Here is a 17,617-nt window from a genome sequence, read left to right as displayed (position 1 = left end):
CGCGTCCCCTCCGGCTACTGGGAAGGACGGCCCACCCCCCATGCCCGCTGATCTCGCCGTCATCGGCCTCGGCCACCACGGACTCCCCCTGGCCCAGGCGGCCACCGCCGCAGGCATCGACACCATCGGCTACGACACCGACCCGCGCCCCGTCGCCGAACTCGCCGCCGGCCGCTCTCCGGTGGACGGCTCCCTCACCGCCCCCGAGATCCGCCGGATGCTCTCGGGCGGCTTCCGGCCGACCACCAACCCCGCCGAACTCGGCCGGGTCCGCACCGCCGTCCTCTGCGCCCCGACCCCCCTCGGCCCCGACCGGACCCTCGACCTCACCGCCGTCACCGACGCCGCCCGCGCGCTCGCCGCCCGGCTGCGCCCCCACACCACCGTCCTCCTGGAGTCCCCGGTCCCCCCGGGCACCACCGAGGGCCTCCTCCGCGAGGTCCTGGAGGCGGGCTCCGGCCTGCGCGCCGGACGCGACTTCCACCTGGCGTACTCGCCCGGCCGCCTCGACCCCGGCAGCCGCACCCACGGCTACGCCGGCACCCCCAAGGTCATCGGCGGCCTCACCCCGGCCTGCACCGAGTCCGCGGCCGCCTTCTACGGGCGGCTCACCGACAAGGTGGTACGCGCGCGTGGACCCCGCGAGGCGGAGACGGTCAAGCTCCTGGAGACCAACTTCCGGCACGTCAACATCGCCCTCGTCAACGAGATGGCGGTCCTCTGCCACGAACTCGGCGTCGACCTGTGGGACGTCATCCGCTGCGCCGAGACCAAGCCCTTCGGCTTCCAGGCCTTCCGCCCGGGACCCGGCGTCGGCGGCCACGGCGTCCCCGTCGACACGGTCGGCGCCCACCGCCCGCTCCGTCTCGTCGAGCTCGCCGGCCAGGTCAACGAGCGCATGCCGCAGTACGTCGTCCAGCGCGCCGCGACCCTCCTCAACGAGCACGGCAAGTCGGCCCGCGGCGCCCGGATCCTGCTGCTCGGCATCACGTACAAGCCCGATCTCCCCGACCGGCAGGGCTCCCCCGCCGACGAGATCGCCCGCCGCCTGATGGACCTGGGCGCGGCCGTCAGCTACCACGACCCGCACGTCCCCGACTGGCGCGTCCGCGAGCTGCCCGTCCCCCGCGCGGACTCGCTCTACGAGGCGGCCGCCCACGCCGACCTCACGGTCCTGCTCCAGCACCACCGCACGTACGACCTCCAGGGCCTCTCGGTGAAGGCCCAGCTCCTCCTGGACACCCGGGGCGCGACGCCCGCGGGGGCGGCCCACCGCCTCTGAGGACGGCCCGGCAGAAATTCCTATGCCGTTGTCATGTACAGCTGCTAGCCTCCGGGACCTCAGCGCGCACCGTTCCACGCGCGCACCGTTCCGGGGGCCCGCGTGTTCGACGTCTTCATCCTGCTGCTCTTCGCGTTCTTCCTGGCGGCAGGGGTCGCGAGCCTCTGCCCCGCACTGAACGTCAGGGACTGCGCCGTCCGGTTCGAACAGCGGCAGCTGCGCAACATCGAGCTGCACGCACACGCCAGGGGGGACCTGGGCCCGCCCGACCGGATCGCCACCGCCTTCGGCTTCCGCGTGGCCGGCGGGCTGCTGGCCCTGGTCGCGTTCGGATTGATCTTCGCGGCGCTGATCGCCGCCTTCACCGGCTGACACACGTCACGCCCGGTCGCTCTTCACTGTTCCCTGGGGGGATCCACACCATGAGTCAGCCCGTTCCGCCGCCCGGCAACCCGTTCGCCGAGGGCGCCGCGCCCCAGCAGTACCCGTCGGCCCCGCCGGCGTCCGCCGGTGGCAACGTGGCGCTCGGTCTCGTCGCCGCCGTGGTCGCGGCCCTCGTCGCGGCCGGGGTGTACGGAGCCGTCATCGGCGGCATCGAGCGCGAGATCGGCTGGGCCGCCGTCGGTGTCGGCTTCCTCGTCGGTCTCGCCGCCGGAAAGGTCGGCGGCCGCAACCCCGCCCTGCCGGTCGTCGCCGCCGCCCTGTCCCTCGGCTCCGTCTACCTCGGCCAGCTCGTGGGCATCGCGATCATGGCCTCCAAGCAGCTGAACGTCTCCGCCACGGACCTCTTCTTCCAGCAGTTCGGTCTCCTGACGGAAGCGTGGAACGAGAGCAAGGACCCGCTGACCTTCCTGTTCCTCGGCCTCGCCGCCTTCGCCGCGTTCTCCGGCGCCAGGAAGGCCGCCGCGTAGCCGTACGCCGAGGGGCCCCGCACCACCCGGTGCGGGGCCCCTCGGCGTACGTACGGAAGGTCAGCGCTTGTGCTGCGCGTCCGCGACCGTGACCTCGACGCGCTGGAACTCCTTGAGCTCGCTGTAGCCCGTGGTGGCCATCGCGCGGCGCAGGGCGCCGAAGAAGTTCATCGAGCCGTCCGGGATGTGCGACGGGCCCGCGAGGATCTCCTCGGTGGTGCCGACGATGCCCAGGTCGACCAGCTTGCCGCGCGGCACGTCCTCGTGGACGGCCTCCATGCCCCAGTGGTGGCCCTTGCCGGGCGCGTCCGTGGCGCGGGCCAGCGGGGAGCCCATCATGACGGCGTCGGCGCCGCAGGCGATGGCCTTCGGGAGGTCGCCGGACCAGCCCACGCCGCCGTCGGCGATGACGTGCACGTACCGGCCGCCGGACTCGTCCATGTAGTCGCGGCGGGCCGCGGCCACGTCGGCGACCGCGGTCGCCATCGGGACCTGGATGCCCAGGACGTTACGGGTGGTGTGCGCGGCGCCGCCGCCGAAGCCGACCAGGACGCCGGCCGCGCCGGTGCGCATCAGGTGCAGGGCCGCGGTGTACGTGGCGCAGCCGCCGACGATGACCGGGACGTCGAGCTCGTAGATGAACTGCTTCAGGTTCAGCGGCTCGGCCGCGCCGGAGACGTGCTCGGCGGAGACCGTCGTGCCGCGGATGACGAAGATGTCCACGCCGGCGTCGACGACGGCCTTCGAGAACTGGGCGGTGCGCTGCGGGGAGAGCGCGGCGGCGGTGACGACACCGGAGTCGCGCACCTCCTTGATGCGCTGCCCGATCAGCTCTTCCTTGATCGGGGCGGCGTAGATCTCCTGCAGACGGCGGGTCGCGGTCGCCTCGTCGAGCTCGGCGATCTCGTCGAGGAGCGGCTGCGGGTCCTCGTACCGGGTCCAGAGACCCTCCAGGTTCAGGACGCCGAGGCCGCCCAGCTCGCCGATGCGGATGGCGGTCTGCGGCGAGACGACCGAGTCCATCGGGGCGGCCAGGAACGGCAGCTCGAAGCGGTAGGCGTCGATCTGCCAGGCGATCGAGACCTCCTTCGGGTCCCGGGTGCGCCGGCTCGGAACGACGGCGATGTCGTCGAACGCGTACGCCCTGCGGCCGCGCTTGCCGCGCCCGATCTCGATCTCAGTCACGATGTGTGGCCTTTCCCTCTACGTCTGCGCCTACCAGTATCCCCGACGCAAGCATGAGGGGCGGCTCCGGCCACATGCCGGAACCGCCCCCATGCTCGCGCTGTGTTACTTCCTGCTGTAGTTCGGCGCCTCGACCGTCATCTGGATGTCGTGCGGGTGGCTCTCCTTGAGGCCCGCCGAGGTGATCCGGACGAAGCGGCCGTTCGCCTGGAGCTCCGGCACCGTGCGCCCGCCGACGTAGAACATCGACTGGCGCAGACCGCCCACCAGCTGGTGGACGACGGCCGAGAGCGGGCCGCGGTAGGGCACCTGGCCCTCGATGCCCTCGGGGACGATCTTCTCGTCGGAGGCGACGCCCTCCTGGAAGTAGCGGTCCTTGGAGAAGGAGCGCTGCTCGCCGCGGGACTGCATGGCGCCGAGCGAGCCCATGCCGCGGTACGACTTGAACTGCTTGCCGTTGATGAAGAGCAGCTCGCCCGGGGACTCCTCGCAGCCCGCGAGCAGCGAGCCGAGCATCACCGTGTCGGCGCCGGCGACGAGGGCCTTCGCGATGTCGCCGGAGTACTGCAGACCGCCGTCGCCGATGACCGGGACGCCGGCCGCCTTGGCGGCGAGGGAGGCCTCGTAGATCGCGGTGACCTGCGGGACGCCGATGCCGGCGACCACGCGGGTGGTGCAGATGGAGCCGGGGCCGACACCGACCTTGATGCCGTCGACACCGGCGTCGATCAGCGCCTGGGCGCCGTCGCGGGTGGCGACGTTTCCGCCGATGACGTCGACCGAGGAGTTCGACTTGATCTTGGCGACCATGTCGCCGACCAGGCGGGAGTGGCCGTGCGCGGTGTCGACGACGATGAAGTCGACGCCCGCCTCGATCAGGGCCTGGGCGCGCTCGAACGCGTCACCGGCGACACCGACGGCGGCGCCGACGAGCAGCCGGCCTTCCTTGTCCTTGGCGGCGTTCGGGTACTTCTCGGCCTTGACGAAGTCCTTGACCGTGATGAGGCCCTTGAGGACGCCGGCCTCGTCGACCAGCGGCAGCTTCTCGATCTTGTGGCGGCGCAGCAGCTCCATGGCGTCCACGCCGGAGATGCCGACCTTGCCGGTGACCAGCGGCATCGGGGTCATGACCTCGCGCACCCGGCGGTCGCGGTCCGACTCGAAGGCCATGTCGCGGTTGGTGACGATGCCGAGGAGCTTGCCGGCCGGGTCGGTCACCGGGACGCCGCTGATGCGGAACTTGGCGCAGATCGCGTCGGCCTCGGCCAGCGTCGCGTCCGGGTGCACCGTGATCGGGTCGGTGACCATGCCGGACTCGGAGCGCTTCACCAGGTCGACCTGGTTGGCCTGGTCGGCGATGGAGAGGTTGCGGTGCAGCACGCCGACACCACCCTGTCGCGCCATGGCGATCGCCATGCGCGACTCGGTGACCTTGTCCATCGCGGCGGAGAGCAGCGGGATGTTCACCCGCACGTTCTTCGAGATGTACGAGGCGGTGTCGATCTGGTCGGGCGCCATGTCGGACGCGCCGGGCAGCAGCAGCACGTCGTCGTAGGTCAGCCCGAGTGTCGCGAATTTCTCGGGCACTCCGTCGACGTTGGCAGTCATGACACCTTCCCAAATGGCCTTGATCGGTGCGGGATGTCCATGCTAACGGGCTGGAGCGGTGTCTCATTCCACGAGCAAGATCACCGGGCAGCTTTGGACGTTCACACGTGTACGAAAGGGACGAGCGGGCCCGGCAAGGCTTACTGCTCGGCCAGTGCGCGCAGCCGGCTGAGGGCACGGTGCTGCGCGACCCGGACGGCGCCCGGGGACATGCCGAGCATCTGGCCGGTCTCCTCGGCGGTGAGCCCGACCGCGACCCGCAGGACGAGCAGCTCGCGCTGGTTCTCCGGGAGGTTGGCGAGCAGCTTCTTGGCCCACTCGGCGTCATCGCTGAGCAGGGCCCGCTCCTCGGGGCCGAGGGAGTCGTCGGGCCGCTCGGGCATCTCGTCGGAGGGGACGGCCGTGGACCCCGGGTGCCGCATGGCGGCCCGCTGGAGGTCGGCGACCTTGTGTCCGGCGATGGCGAAGACGAAGGCCTCGAAGGGCCTGCCGGTGTCCTTGTAGCGCGGCAGCGCCATCAGGACGGCGACGCAGACCTCCTGCGCCAGGTCCTCGACGAAGTGCCGGGCGTCGCCGGGCAGCCGGTTGAGGCGGGTGCGGCAGTACCGCAGGGCGAGCGGGTGGACGCGCGCGAGCAGGTCGTGGGTGGCCTGCGCGTCGCCGTCGACCGCGCGGTGCACGAGCGCGCCGATCTCCCCCTGCCCGGCAGGCATGGGGGAACCCACGGTCTCGTCGTCGCGCATCGCTCCATGGTGCCCCGACGCCTCTCGGTTCGCGGCACCGCGTCCGTAGTTGTGCACCGAAGCGTTATGAGTAGGTGCGCCGGCACTCATCTCCCGCGCCCTCCCCTCCCGCTCGATCGACTCGTCCCCGAGGAACTCCACATCTCAAGGATGCGGCATTCCGCGGGGAAGTGACACAAGCCCACCCCGTCCACCCCACGTCGGACGCGGGTGAGGACGGGGAGACGGCAGGTGACCTGCGATTCAGCGGACCAGGCCCCAGCGGAATCCGAGCGCGACGGCGTGCGCCCGGTCGGAGGCGCCGAGCTTCTTGAAGAGGCGCCGGGCGTGGGTCTTGACCGTGTCCTCGGAGAGGAAGAGCTCGCGCCCGATCTCCGCGTTGGACCGGCCGTGGCTCATGCCTTCGAGGACCTGGATCTCGCGCGCGGTGAGGGTGGGCGCGGCGCCCATCTCGGCCGAGCGGAGGCGGCGGGGGGCGAGCCGCCAGGTCGGGTCGGCGAGCGCCTGGGTGACCGTGGCCCGCAGCTCGGCGCGCGAGGCGTCCTTGTGCAGGTAGCCACGGGCACCCGCGGCGACCGCGAGCGCGACGCCGTCGAGGTCCTCGGCGACCGTGAGCATGATGATGCGGGCGCCGGGGTCCGCGGAGAGCAGCCGGCGGACGGTCTCCACGCCGCCCAGGCCGGGCATGCGTACGTCCATCAGAATCAGGTCCGAGCGGTCCGCGCCCCAGCGGCGGAGGACTTCCTCGCCGTTGGCCGCGGTGGTCACGCGCTCGACGCCGGGCACGGTCGCGACCGCGCGGCGGAGCGCCTCTCGGGCAAGCGGGGAGTCGTCGCAGACGAGGACGGATGTCATGCCTGACCTCCGCGGCTCTCGCAGCTGTTGCGCGTCACCTTGAGCCTCCAGGGCTGTACGTATCGTCACCTGTGCGGTTGACGCTCTCGGACATGTGCCCGATCGCTTCTTCCTTCAACCGCCTCGCAACTCTCAACGACGGTCACTCGAAAGAGTTACGGGTCGGACGGCGTCTTCGGCACTCTACGTGAGGAGTCGTGCGCGGAGGAGAGTGTCGCAGGTCGTTCGTCCCAACATCAAAAGCTATGCCCCATTTAGCTGGATTTCTTCCCTTTTCGCGGTGTCTGTGACTAGATTCGCAATGAGTCATATTTACATCTACTTCGACAGTAGGTGTAGCCACCCGACCGCCACCCGACCCGTCGGGACCGAGGAGCCCCGGCCATCAGCCATCCACCCGCCCACCTATCCGTTCGACACGGTTTCAAGGGGACAAGCGCAATGGCAGATTTCTCCCGCCTTCCCGGACCCAACGCCGATCTGTGGGACTGGCAACTCCTCGCGGCCTGCCGCGGAGTCGACAGCTCCCTGTTCTTCCACCCCGAGGGAGAGCGCGGCGCGGCACGGAGTGCGCGTGAGAACTCGGCGAAAGAGGTCTGCATGCGGTGCCCGGTGCGCGCGGAGTGCGCGGCACACGCACTCGCCGTGCGGGAGCCCTATGGCGTATGGGGCGGCCTCACCGAGGACGAACGCGAAGAACTCATGGGACGCGCGCGCAATCGCCTGGTCACCACGGCACCGGCGGTCGCGTCGGCCGCGTCCATCGTGGAGCGCATGTGAAGGAACGTTTCCTCAACTCGCACATGAACTGAACTCACGCGCCCGCGCGCGTCATGACGACGTGTCTACGCGCGCGTGGCGGCGCGGATGAGCTCGTCGAGCGTGGCGGCCACGGCCGGCACCTGGGCGAGGTCCGGCAGCGTCAGGGCCACGATCTCCCGCTCCACGGCCGGCTCCACGGCCACCGTCCGCGCGCCCTTGGGGCGTACGGACTCGATGGCCAGCTCCGGCAGGACGGCGACGCCCAGACCGGCGCCCACCAGGCCCACCACGGCCGGGTAGTCGTCCGTGGCGAAGTCGATGCGGGGCGTGAAGCCGGCCTCCTCGCAGACGTCGACGAGCTGGCGCCGGCAGCGCGGACAGCCCGCGATCCAGGACTCGTCCGCGAGTTCCGCGATGCCGACCGCCCCGGCGCCGGCGAGCCGGTGCCCCTCGGGCACCAGGCCGACGAGCCGGTCGGCGAGGAGCGGGCGGACCACCAGGTCGTCCCACTCGGCCTGCCCGGCCCCGTACCGGAACGCCAGGGCGATGTCGCAGTCGCCCTCGCGGAGCATCTCGATCGAGCGCGGCGGTTCGGCCTCGACGAGGGAGACCCGGGTCCCGGGGTGCGCGGCCCGCAGCGCCGCGAGCGCGGTCGGCACGAGCGTGGAGCTGCCGCTCGGGAAGGAGACGAGGCGTACGCGGCCCGCGCGGAGCCCGGCGATGGCGGCGACCTCCTCCTCGGCGGCGGTGAGCCCGGCGAGGATGCCGGAGGCGTGGCGCACCAGGGCCTCGCCGGCCTGGGTGAGGCGCATCTCGCGTCCCGTACGGATCAGCAGCGGCGTGCCGGCGGAGGCTTCGAGCGCCTTCATCTGCTGGCTGACGGCGGGCTGGGTGCAGCCCAGTTCGCGCGCGGCGGCCGAGAAGGAGCCCGTGGCGGCGACGGCGCGCAGGACGCGGAGGTGGCGGGCCTCGATCATGCGTCCAGCATAAGCGACTCTTGGGTGAAGCCGCCCGTTCTCACGTGCGCCTTTGAGATCGTCCGGCCTACAGTGCCCGCATGACCTTGCTGAGTGTGAATGTGGGCCGCGCCGAGCCCGTGGAGTACACGGACGCCGCCTCGGGGATGACGGGCATCGACAAGCGCCCGGTGGAGGGGCCCGTACGGATCGAGGCGCCCGGAGCGCCCGGCGTCGGGGCGAGCGGGGTCGCCGGGGACGCGGTCTGCGACCTGCGCTTCCACGGCGGGAACGACCGGGCCGCGTACGCCTTCGCCCGGGAGGACATGGACCTGTGGGAGCGGGAGCTCGGCCGCACTCTGGCCAACGGCTCCTTCGGCGAGAACCTCACCACGCGGGGCCTCGACGTGAACGGGGCGCTGATCGGCGAGCGGTGGCGGATCGGCGAGGAGGTGGTCCTGGAGGTGACCGGCGGCCGCATCCCGTGCCGTACCTTCGCCGGCTTCGTCGAGGAGAAGGGCTGGGTGAAGCGGTTCACTCAGTCGGAGGCCGGTCCCGGCGCGCTGCTGCGGGTGATCGTGCCGGGCGAGGTGCGGGCCGGCGACCCGATCACGGTGCTGCACCGGCCAGACCACGACATCACCGTGGCGCGCCTGCACCGCGCCGCGACCACCGAACGCGACCAGCTGCCCGCCATGTTGGCCGCCGCCGAGTGGATGGAGTCGGGGCTCCTCGCGCTCGCCCGCCGGTACGAGGAGAAGTACGCCGGGAAGGACGGCCGGGCGTAGTCCGCGGGCGGGGCACTAGGTTGCCCGTATGACGACTGCACTGATTACGGGCGCCACCGCGGGCATCGGGGCCGCCTTCGCACGGAGACTTGCGGCCGACGGCCATGACGTCGTGCTCGTGGCCAGGGACGTGAAGCGGCTGCGCGAGCAGGCGACCGAACTGCACGACCGGCACGGCGTCGAGGCCGAGGTGCTCGCGGCGGACCTCTCCGAGGAGAAGGGCATCGCCGCCGTCGAGGCCCGGCTCTCGGACCCGAAGCAGCCGGTGGACATGCTGGTGAACAACGCGGGCTTCGGCAACAAGGGCCGTTTCCTCGACGTCTCCATGGCCGACGAGCTGAAGATGCTGACGGTGCACTGCGAGGCGGTGCTGCGGCTGACCTCGGCGGCCGCCGCCTCGATGAAGGGCCGCCGCCGGGGCGCCGTCGTGAACGTCGCCTCGGTGGCGGCCTTCCTGCCCCGCGGCACCTACGGCGCCTCGAAGGCCTGGGTCGTGCAGTTCACCCAGGGCGCGGCGCGGGACCTCGCGGGCAGCGGGGTGCGTCTCATGGCGCTCTGCCCCGGCTTCGTACGGACCGAGTTCCACGAGCGGGCCGGAATGGGCACGGACAACATCCCGGGCTGGATGTGGCTCGACGCGGACAAACTGGTGGCGGCGGCGCTCACCGACCTGGAGCGGGGGCGGACGCTGTCGATCCCGGACCCCCGCTACAAGGCCCTCATGGGGGTGGTGAAGCTGGCGCCGCGCAGCCTGCTCGGCGGGGTCTCCTCCAAGGCGGGCCGCAAGTACGGGCCTCAGTAGGCCTGGTTCGGGCCCTCTCCTTCGTACGTACGGCGCCGGGTCACGGACCCTCCGAATCGGGGGCTTCGAGGTCCAGTTGTGCGGTGGTGCCGTTCTGCCAGGTCACGGTGAGCGTGTGGGGGCCGGTGACGTGGACGTGCGCGAGGTCGGACGCGGGGGCGGGGTCGGGTTCGGCGGTGAGCGATGCGAGGGCGACGAAGAGCGTCGCGGGGCCGCTCGTGGTGCCGTGCAGGGCGAGGGTGCGGGTCCCCGGGCCCTGGAGGGTCTCCCCGGTGGGGAGTTCCCTGACGTCCGGCCGGTAGCCGTGGACCGGGTGGAGCTGGGCGTGCGGTCCTTCGGGGGTGACCGCCCAGCCGGTCTGCCGTACGGGCGTCCCCTCCGGGGCGCCGAGGACCAGGTGGGCGCGGAGCTCGGCGCGGCCGTGGGCGAGGGTCGCGGAGAGGACCCGGACGCCGGGCAGCGGGTGGTGGAGGGAGGCGGCCCGGTCGGGGCCGGTGCCGAGCGGGACGGCGGGGCCGCGGGTGGTGGCCTTGCCGTCGACGAGCAGGGCGAAGTGGTTGTCGGCCGCGGCGGTCCCCGTACTGGGTCCCGTACGGGTGGAGTAGGCCTGACGGGCGTAGCCGGGGTCGTCCTCCTCGCCGGGCGCGCTGTGGACGTGGTTGCTGCCGTGGTTGTGGAGGCGTACGAGCCCGTCGGCTGCGGTGGTCTGGACGAGCAGCCCGGCGGGGGCGAAGGCGCGGACGGTGTCGGCGCGTTCGGCGGGCAGGGGCTCCTCGGGGTCGGTCCAGGCGGGGTGGCCGGCGGGCAGGAGGAGGCCGAGGAAGCCCTTGGAGGCCCAGTAGGGGGAGCCGGGTCCCGAGTACTCCTGGACGAGCGGCGGGTACGGGCCGTGCCAGCCGAGGGTGAGGAGGCCGCGCTCGTCGGTGGCGCCGCGCTGGTGGAAGTAGCGCAGGGTGCCGGAGGCGAGGCGGCGGGTGGCGCCGGGGGTGAGCGGGGTGTGGCCGGTGAGGGCCCCGAGCCAGGGGGCGGCGGCCGCGGCGAAGCGGTAGATCAGGGACCGCCCGTACGGGACGGGGGCGCCGTTCGTGTCGAAGAGGTGGACGTAGTCGTCGAGGTGGGCGCGGAGGCGGGGCCCGTGGCGGTCCAGGAGCTGCCGGTCGCCGGCGAGGTGGGCGTGCAGGACGGGGTAGAAGTGCAGGGCCCAGGCGTTGTAGTGGTCGAAGGCGCGGTTGTCGCCGTCGCTGTACCAGCCGTCGCCGAGGTACCAGTCCTCGACGCGGGCGAGGGAGCGGTCGATCGTGGCGGCGGCGAGGTCGGACTCGACGCCGGCGTCCTGGAGGAAGCCGGCGACGGTGAGGCCGAAGAGCCACCAGTTGTTGTCGACGGGGGACGGGGCGAGGGCGGGGCGGAGCCAGTCGGCGGCCTGCTGCCGGACGCGGTCGTCGAGGCGGTCCCAGAGCCAGGGGCGGGTGAGACGGAGGCCGAGGGCGATCGAGGCGGATTCGACGATCGCCTGGCGGGTGTCGGCCATGAGGGGCCAGGACTCCGGGCCCTCCCGTCCCGGCTTCCCGGTGCCGGAGGCGAGCCCCTCGGCGTACCGGTCGAGGTGGCCGTGCGGGTCCTCGCCGTGGGCGCCCGCGACGCGGAGGGCGGCGAGGAGGAAGGTGCGGGCCCAGCCTTCCAGGCCGTCGGAGCGGGGGCCCGACCAGCTGGGGCGGGGGCCGGGGAGGTCGATGAGGCCGAGCCCCGGTGAGGCGAACGGGCGGACGTCCAGGAGGAGCCGGTCGGCCGCGTCCTCCCAGTGGGCACGGGTCCAGCCGGTGTACGGGCTGAGCTCACGGTTCTCGGGCGGCGTGGGCATGATGCTCCCTGGGGCTCCGTGCGATGACGTCTGCGTCGCTGCCTGCGTCGCCGTCCGCATCGCCGTCCGCATCGCCGTCCGCATCGCCGTCCGCATCGCCGTCCGCATCGCCGTCCGCATCGCCGTCCGCATCGCCGTCCGCATCGCCGGAAATCCTGGACATCCTCCGATCGACCGTCAAGGGAATCAGAGCGAATGATCGAAACTTCTGTCATTCGATCATTTCTGGAGCTAGGCTCGACGGACCACCACCACCGCGAGGGGGAACCGCGCCGTGCGCGAGAGTGCTGCCGAACGACACGACCGACTGCTGGCCCTGGTGCGCGAGCGCGGCACCGCCCGCGTCTCCGAACTGGCCGAACGCCTCGGGGTCTCCCCCGTCACCGCCCGCCGGGACGTCGAGGTCCTGGCCGGCCGGGGCCTGCTCGACCGGGTGCACGGCCAGGTCTCCTGGCCCCGGCGGGGGGCCGCGCCCGGCGGCGGCCGCCAGGGCGAGGGCCTGGTCCTCGGGCTGCTCGCCCCCTCCGCCACGTACTACTTCGCCGAGGTCATCCGGGGGGCGCACGAGGCGGCGGCCCGCGCCGGGGCGCGGCTCGTGCTGCGGATCTCCGACTACCGGCCGGAGGAGGACCGGGCGCGCACCGAGGGCCTGCTCGCGGCGGGCGCCGAGGGCGTCCTCGTCGCGCCGGGGTGGCGGGGGCCCGAGGACCGGCTCGCGTACGGGGACTGGCTGGCCGAACTGCCCGTGCCGGTCGTGCTCCTGGAGCGCCGCGCCGAGCCCGGCAGCCCGCTCGACGGCCTGGACCGGGTCTCCTCCGACCACGCCCACGGCGTGCTCCTCGCCCTGCGCCATCTGCTCTCGCTCGGCCACGCGACCCCGCTGCTCGTGGCCCGCCGGGACTCCCCGACCGCGCTCGCGGTGCGCGCCGGCTACGCCGAGGCGCTGGGCACGCTGGGCCTGAAGGAGCCGCGCCCGGTCATCGACTCCGTACCGGCCGAGGCGGATCCGGAGGGCTTCGAGCGGGCGGTGCGGGCGCTGCACGAGGCCGTCGGTTCGGGCCTGGCGAGCTCGGCGCTCGTCCACAACGACGTGGACGCGATCGAGATCGTGCAGCGCCTGGCCGAGCTGGGCGTGCGGGTGCCGCAGGACCTGGCCCTGATCGCGTACGACGACGAGGTCGCCGCGCTGGCCGACACCCCGCTGACGGCGGTGGCCCCGCCGAAGCGCCAGGTGGGCCGGCACGCCACGGAGCTCCTGGTGGAGCGGCTCACGGAGGGGTCCGGGGACGAGGCCGCCCGGCGGCATCTGAGCCTGCTGCCGCGGCTGCGGGTGCGGGAGTCCTGCGGGGCGGGCACGACACCCACAGTTTGATCTTTTTTCGATCAATCAATCTTTCGCTCTTGACTTCGGTCATGAACGGTCACAGGATCACGGCCACAACCTCCAGCCGCCCCGTCCCCAGGAGCCGTGCCGTGACCCGTACTTGGAGCAGAACGTCCCGCGTCATAGCCGGCACCGCCACCGCCCTGGCCGTCCTGACGGCCTGCGGCGGCGGCGGTGACGACACCTCAAGCAAGCCGAACGGCCCCGTGACCATCACCTTCTGGGGCTGGGCCAAGGGCTCCAAGGACGTCGTCGACGCCTTCAACGCCTCGCACAAAGACATCCAGGTGAAGTTCGAGGAGATCCCCTCCGGCACCGGCGGCGGCTACGCCAAGATCTCCAACGCCGTGAAGGCGGGCAACGCCCCCGACCTGGTCTCCATCGAGTACGCCTCGCTCCCCGAGTTCGTGAGCTCCGGCGCCCTCCAGGACATCGGCGACCAGTTCACCGAGGCCGACCGCGCCAAGCTCCTCCCGCAGTCCGTCGAACTCACCACCCTCGGCGGGAAGTCCTGGGCCGTCCCCTTCGACGCCGCCCCGCAGGCCTTCTTCTACCGCAAGGACCTCTTCGCCCGGTACAAGGTGCGGGTCCCGACCACCTGGGACGCCTTCAAGAAGGCCGCCGAGCAGGTCAAGAAGGCCGACGCCAAGGCCCGTATCGCCACCTTCTTCCCCGACGACCCGACCACCTTCGAGGCCATGGCCTGGCAGGCCGGCGCCCAGTGGTTCAAGGCCGAGAACGACACCTGGAAGATCGACACCACCGACCCGGCCACCACCAAGGTCACCGCCTACTGGCAGGGCCTCCTCGACGCCGACCTCGTCCACAAGGACGCCTCGTTCAGCCCCGAGTGGGTCGGCTCCCTCAAGAACGGCACCACCGTCGGCTACCTCGGCGCCTCCTGGGGCGCGGGCGTCCTCAAGGGCAACGTCCCCGAGCTGAGCGGCAAGTGGGCCGTCGCCCCCGTCCCCACCTGGGACGGCAAGCCCGCCAGCGGCATGCTCGGCGGCACCTCCTTCGCCGTCACCAAGGACAGCAGGCAGAAGGCCGCCGCCGTCACCTTCGCCGAGTGGATGTCCACCACCGAGGAGGGCGTGAAGGCCCGGATCGCCTCCGGCACCTCCTCCGCCTTCCCCGCCGCCGCGTCCCTGCGCCCGGTCGCCAAGAAGGCCTTCGACGCGAGCTACTACGGCGGCGAGGACATCTACGCCCTCTTCGAGGCCGCCGGCGCCTCCATCAACCCCCACTGGTCCTGGGGCCCGACCACCGGCACCACCAACACTGCGATCAAGGACCGCTTCGGCAAGATCGCCCAGGGCGGCCCGTCCGTCGCCGACGCCGTCAAGGCCGGCCACGACGCCACCGTCGCCGAGCTCACCAAGCGCGGCCTGAAGGTCGAGGGCTGACCGGATGAAGGCCCGCACCCGCGCCGCCGCAATCCTGCTGACCCCCTTCTTCGTCCTGTTCACCGCGGTGATGGTGGTGCCGATCGGATACGCGGTCTGGCTCAGCCTCTTCACCGAGAAGCAGTCCGGACTGGGCTTCGGCGGCACCGAGACCGTCTTCACCGGCCTCGACAACTACACCGCGGCGCTGGGTGACCGGGCCTTCGTCGAGGGCTTCGGCGTCCTGCTCGGGTACTGCCTGCTCTACATCCCGCTGCTGCTCGCCGGGGCCCTCGGCCTCGCCCTCCTGCTCGACTCGGCGCTCGCCCGCGCCCGCCGCTTCTTCCAGCTCGCGCTGTTCCTGCCGCACGCCGTCCCCGGCATCATCGCCGCCCTGATCTGGGTCTACCTCTACACGCCCCAGCTCAGCCCGGTCGTGCAGGCCATGGACGCCGGAGGCGTCGGCCTCGACTTCTTCTCCCCCGAAGGCACCCTGCCCTCCGTCGTGAACATCGCCCTGTGGGAGTGGCTCGGCTACAACATGGTCATCTTCTACGCCGCCCTCCAGGCCATCGACCGCTCCGTCCTCGAAGCCGCCACCGTCGACGGCGCGAGCGCCTGGCGCATCGCCTTCGCCATCAAGGTCCCGCTCATCAGGTCCTCGCTCGCGATGGTCGGCCTCTTCACGGTCATCGGCTCCCTCCAGCTCTTCACCGAGCCGCTCATCCTCAACAAGGGCACCGGCTCCGCCGTCACCTCCACCTGGACGCCGAACATGTACGCGTACACCGCGGCCTTCGACCGCAACGACTACGGGCTCGCCGCGGCCGCCTCCGTACTCCTCGCCCTGACGGCGGCGCTGCTCTCCTTCGCGGTGACGCGCCTCACCGGCCGCCGCAAGGCGGGCACGGCGCGCGAGACGGCCGCGGCGCCCAAGGTGAGCCGGGCGCGGAAGGAGCAGCCGGCATGAGCACCCGGACCCCCAACCGATGGCTCTCCAAGACCGCCGTCAACGGCGCCCTCGTCCTGGCCGTCGTCTACATGCTCTTCCCCCTGGTCTGGCTGCTCACCGCCGCCACCAAGGACGCCGGAGGCCTCCTCGCCGGAAACGCCTTCTCCTTCGAGGGCTTCGACCTCGGCGGCAACCTCTCCCGGATCGCCGCGTACAACGACGGCATCTACTTCCACTGGTACGCCAACAGCCTCCTCTACGCGGGTCTCGGCGCCCTCGCCTGCTCCCTGATCAGCGTCGCCGCCGGATACGCCTTCCACGTCTACGACTTCCGGGGCAAGGAGAAGCTCTTCGGCCTCGTCCTCCTGGGCGTGCTCGTCCCCACCACCGCGCTCGCCCTGCCGATGTACCTCCTCGCCAGCGAGGTCGGCATCGTCAACACCTACTGGGCCGTCCTGATCCCCGTCCTCGTCAACCCCTTCGGCGTCTACCTCTCCCGCGTCTTCTGCGCCGGCTACATCCCCGACGAGGCCCTCGAAGCCGCCCGTATCGACGGCGCCGGCGAGATGCGCGTCTTCTGGTCCATCGGCCTGCGCATGGTCATGCCCGGCTTCGTGACCGTCTTCCTCTTCCAGTTCACCGCCGTCTGGAACAACTTCTTCCTCCCCCTGGTGATGCTCTCGGACCAGAAGCTCTACCCGCTGAGCCTCGGCCTGTACGCATGGAACAGCAACGCCCACGCCGAACCCGACTACTACCCCCTCGTCGTCACCGGATCCCTGCTCGCCGTCGTCCCCCTCGTCATCGCCTTCGTCTCCCTCCAGCGCCACTGGAAGGCCGGTCTGACGGCCGGCAGCGTCAAGTGAGGAAGGCCGGTATCCACGATGCACCCGACCACTGACAATCGCCCGAACCTCCTCCTCGCGATGGGCCCCGGGGTGGCCGACCGCCTCCTCACCCCCGCCCACCGCACCCGCCTCGCCCGGCTCACCCACACCGACCCGCACCTGGTGGCCCACGACCTGACGGCCCCCGACCCCCGGGTCGCCGCCGCGCTCGCCGAGACCGAGATCCTCCTGACCTGCTGGGGAGCGACCCCGCTCACCGCGGAGGTCCTGGACCGCGCACCCCGCCTGCGGGCCGTCGTCCACGCCGCCGGCTCCGTCAAACACCACATCACCGACGCCTGCTGGGAGCGCGGCCTGCGCGTCACCTCGGCCGCCGGGGCCAACGCGCTGCCGGTCGCCGAGTACACGCTGGCGGCGATCCTCTTCGCCGGCAAACGCGTGTTGCGCTCCGCCCAGCGGTACGCGGAACTCCGCACCGACCACGCCTGGCTGGAGGAGTCCGCCACCTGGGGCAACTACCGCCGCACGATCGGCATCGTCGGCGCCTCCCGCATCGGCCGCCGGGTCGTCGAACTCCTGCGCCCCTTCGACGTCGACATCCTGCTGTACGACCCGTACGTGACGACCCCGCCGCCCGGAACGGAACTGACCGGCCTCGACGACCTCTGCGCCCGCAGCACGGTCGTCTCGATCCACGCGCCGCAACTCCCCTCCACGCACCACATGATCGGCCCGGCCCAACTCGCCGCGATGCGGCCCGGCACCACCCTCGTCAACACGGCCCGAGGCTCCCTGGTCGACGAGGAAGCCCTACTCCCCCACCTCGTCACGGGCCGCCTCCACGCGATCCTCGACGTCACGGACCCGGAACTCCCCCCGTCCGAATCCCCCCTGTGGACCCTCCCGAACGTCCTCCTCACCCCCCACGTCGCCGGCTCCCTCGGCAACGAACTCCACCGCATGGCGGACCAGGCCCTGGAGGAGATCACCCGCTACGCGCACGGGGAGCCGTTCCTGGAGGAGGTCGAGGTCGCGGACCTCCAGCGCTCGGCCTAGGGCCTGTCTGACAATTCGCGTCGGATCAGGCCGGGGCGTTCGGTGCGTGCGATCGGCGTGCGGCAGGAACGCCCTCGTAGCGGAGCTACTTGGGCGTTTCGGCCGTGCGGCGAGCGTGCGTGCCGGGCGGCCCGGACCCGACGGGAATTGTCAGACAGGCCCTAGCTTGATCTTTAACATCTGGGCCGTTGGTCAGCTGCTGAACCGGGCCGAGGTGACCTCAGGCTGCGTGGGACCAT

The 17,617-nt window shown here is 71.9% G+C and carries 18 protein-coding genes; 11 read left to right on the top strand and 7 right to left on the bottom strand.

Annotated features, from left to right (window positions below; genetic code table 11):
• Positions 1 to 40 precede the first annotated feature (40 nt).
• The 3 genes from ACZ7HT_RS33740 to ACZ7HT_RS33730 all read left to right on the top strand — a co-directional run bounded on the left by ACZ7HT_RS33740 (position 41) and on the right by ACZ7HT_RS33730 (position 2,193).
• Positions 41 to 1,282, top strand: a complete 1,242-nt coding sequence (locus tag ACZ7HT_RS33740; protein WP_471173066.1) for a nucleotide sugar dehydrogenase — start codon at positions 41 to 43, stop codon at positions 1,280 to 1,282.
• 102 nt (positions 1,283 to 1,384) lie between these two features.
• Complete coding sequence (locus ACZ7HT_RS33735; RefSeq protein ID WP_471173065.1) at positions 1,385 to 1,654, top strand: hypothetical protein; 270 nt, start codon at positions 1,385 to 1,387, stop codon at positions 1,652 to 1,654.
• 50 nt (positions 1,655 to 1,704) lie between these two features.
• Positions 1,705 to 2,193: a hypothetical protein gene (locus ACZ7HT_RS33730; RefSeq protein ID WP_471173062.1), complete on the top strand. Its 489-nt coding sequence runs from the start codon at positions 1,705 to 1,707 to the stop codon at positions 2,191 to 2,193.
• A 60-nt stretch (positions 2,194 to 2,253) separates the two neighbouring features.
• On the opposite strand, the gene ACZ7HT_RS33725 is transcribed toward ACZ7HT_RS33730, so the two are convergent.
• The 4 genes from ACZ7HT_RS33725 to ACZ7HT_RS33710 form a co-directional block, all read right to left on the bottom strand.
• The gene (locus tag ACZ7HT_RS33725; protein ID WP_086828596.1) at positions 2,254 to 3,378 is read right to left on the bottom strand and encodes a GuaB3 family IMP dehydrogenase-related protein; all 1,125 of its coding nucleotides are present in this window, start codon (positions 3,376 to 3,378) and stop codon (positions 2,254 to 2,256) included.
• Between the two features lie 105 nt (positions 3,379 to 3,483).
• Complete coding sequence (guaB, locus tag ACZ7HT_RS33720) at positions 3,484 to 4,986, bottom strand: IMP dehydrogenase (protein ID WP_471173059.1); 1,503 nt, start codon at positions 4,984 to 4,986, stop codon at positions 3,484 to 3,486.
• 140 nt (positions 4,987 to 5,126) lie between these two features.
• Positions 5,127 to 5,729, bottom strand: coding sequence for a sigma-70 family RNA polymerase sigma factor (locus ACZ7HT_RS33715; protein WP_030211429.1), 603 nt, complete (start codon positions 5,727 to 5,729; stop codon positions 5,127 to 5,129).
• 243 nt (positions 5,730 to 5,972) lie between these two features.
• Positions 5,973 to 6,584, bottom strand: a complete 612-nt coding sequence (locus ACZ7HT_RS33710) for a response regulator transcription factor (RefSeq protein ID WP_003948568.1) — start codon at positions 6,582 to 6,584, stop codon at positions 5,973 to 5,975.
• Positions 6,585 to 7,025: 441 nt separating this feature from the next.
• Here ACZ7HT_RS33710 and ACZ7HT_RS33705 point away from each other — a divergent pair, with 441 nt between their 5' ends.
• On the top strand, positions 7,026 to 7,364 hold the full coding sequence (locus ACZ7HT_RS33705; RefSeq protein ID WP_471173056.1) for a WhiB family transcriptional regulator: 339 nt from the start codon (positions 7,026 to 7,028) through the stop codon (positions 7,362 to 7,364).
• A 65-nt stretch (positions 7,365 to 7,429) separates the two neighbouring features.
• Here the strand turns inward: ACZ7HT_RS33705 and ACZ7HT_RS33700 are convergent, their stop codons facing one another.
• Positions 7,430 to 8,323, bottom strand: a complete 894-nt coding sequence (locus ACZ7HT_RS33700; protein WP_471173054.1) for a LysR family transcriptional regulator — start codon at positions 8,321 to 8,323, stop codon at positions 7,430 to 7,432.
• Between the two features lie 80 nt (positions 8,324 to 8,403).
• On the opposite strand from ACZ7HT_RS33700, the gene ACZ7HT_RS33695 reads away from it, so the two are divergent.
• Both ACZ7HT_RS33695 and ACZ7HT_RS33690 read left to right on the top strand, forming a co-directional pair.
• Positions 8,404 to 9,090, top strand: a complete 687-nt coding sequence (locus ACZ7HT_RS33695; protein ID WP_471173051.1) for an MOSC domain-containing protein — start codon at positions 8,404 to 8,406, stop codon at positions 9,088 to 9,090.
• A 28-nt stretch (positions 9,091 to 9,118) separates the two neighbouring features.
• Positions 9,119 to 9,892, top strand: coding sequence for an SDR family NAD(P)-dependent oxidoreductase (locus tag ACZ7HT_RS33690; protein WP_471173050.1), 774 nt, complete (start codon positions 9,119 to 9,121; stop codon positions 9,890 to 9,892).
• A gap of 40 nt (positions 9,893 to 9,932) precedes the next feature.
• Here ACZ7HT_RS33690 and ACZ7HT_RS33685 read toward each other — a convergent pair whose 3' ends face one another.
• Together ACZ7HT_RS33685 and ACZ7HT_RS33680 are read right to left on the bottom strand one after the other, a co-directional pair.
• The gene (locus ACZ7HT_RS33685) at positions 9,933 to 11,753 is read right to left on the bottom strand and encodes a DUF2264 domain-containing protein (RefSeq protein WP_471173047.1); all 1,821 of its coding nucleotides are present in this window, start codon (positions 11,751 to 11,753) and stop codon (positions 9,933 to 9,935) included.
• A complete protein-coding gene (locus ACZ7HT_RS33680; RefSeq protein ID WP_471173044.1) occupies positions 11,728 to 11,916 on the bottom strand; it encodes a hypothetical protein in 189 nt (62 codons plus the stop codon). Before ACZ7HT_RS33680 ends, ACZ7HT_RS33685 begins: the two co-directional genes overlap by 26 nt.
• Positions 11,917 to 12,027: 111 nt before the next feature.
• Here ACZ7HT_RS33680 and ACZ7HT_RS33675 point away from each other — a divergent pair, with 111 nt between their 5' ends.
• The 5 genes from ACZ7HT_RS33675 (at position 12,028) to ACZ7HT_RS33655 (ending at position 17,378) form a co-directional block, all read left to right on the top strand.
• The gene (locus ACZ7HT_RS33675; protein ID WP_471173042.1) at positions 12,028 to 13,125 is read left to right on the top strand and encodes a substrate-binding domain-containing protein; all 1,098 of its coding nucleotides are present in this window, start codon (positions 12,028 to 12,030) and stop codon (positions 13,123 to 13,125) included.
• Between the two features lie 101 nt (positions 13,126 to 13,226).
• The gene (locus tag ACZ7HT_RS33670; RefSeq protein ID WP_471173039.1) at positions 13,227 to 14,543 is read left to right on the top strand and encodes an ABC transporter substrate-binding protein; all 1,317 of its coding nucleotides are present in this window, start codon (positions 13,227 to 13,229) and stop codon (positions 14,541 to 14,543) included.
• A 4-nt stretch (positions 14,544 to 14,547) separates the two neighbouring features.
• Positions 14,548 to 15,492, top strand: coding sequence for a carbohydrate ABC transporter permease (locus ACZ7HT_RS33665; protein WP_471173037.1), 945 nt, complete (start codon positions 14,548 to 14,550; stop codon positions 15,490 to 15,492).
• On the top strand, positions 15,489 to 16,340 hold the full coding sequence (locus ACZ7HT_RS33660) for a carbohydrate ABC transporter permease (RefSeq protein WP_471173034.1): 852 nt from the start codon (positions 15,489 to 15,491) through the stop codon (positions 16,338 to 16,340). Before ACZ7HT_RS33665 ends, ACZ7HT_RS33660 begins: the two co-directional genes overlap by 4 nt.
• Positions 16,341 to 16,358: 18 nt before the next feature.
• On the top strand, positions 16,359 to 17,378 hold the full coding sequence (locus ACZ7HT_RS33655; protein ID WP_471173031.1) for a hydroxyacid dehydrogenase: 1,020 nt from the start codon (positions 16,359 to 16,361) through the stop codon (positions 17,376 to 17,378).
• Positions 17,379 to 17,617: the final 239 nt, after the last annotated feature.

Source organism: Streptomyces sp. NPDC037410 (genome assembly GCF_055602235.1).
This window is presented reverse-complemented; position numbering and strand designations above follow the sequence as displayed.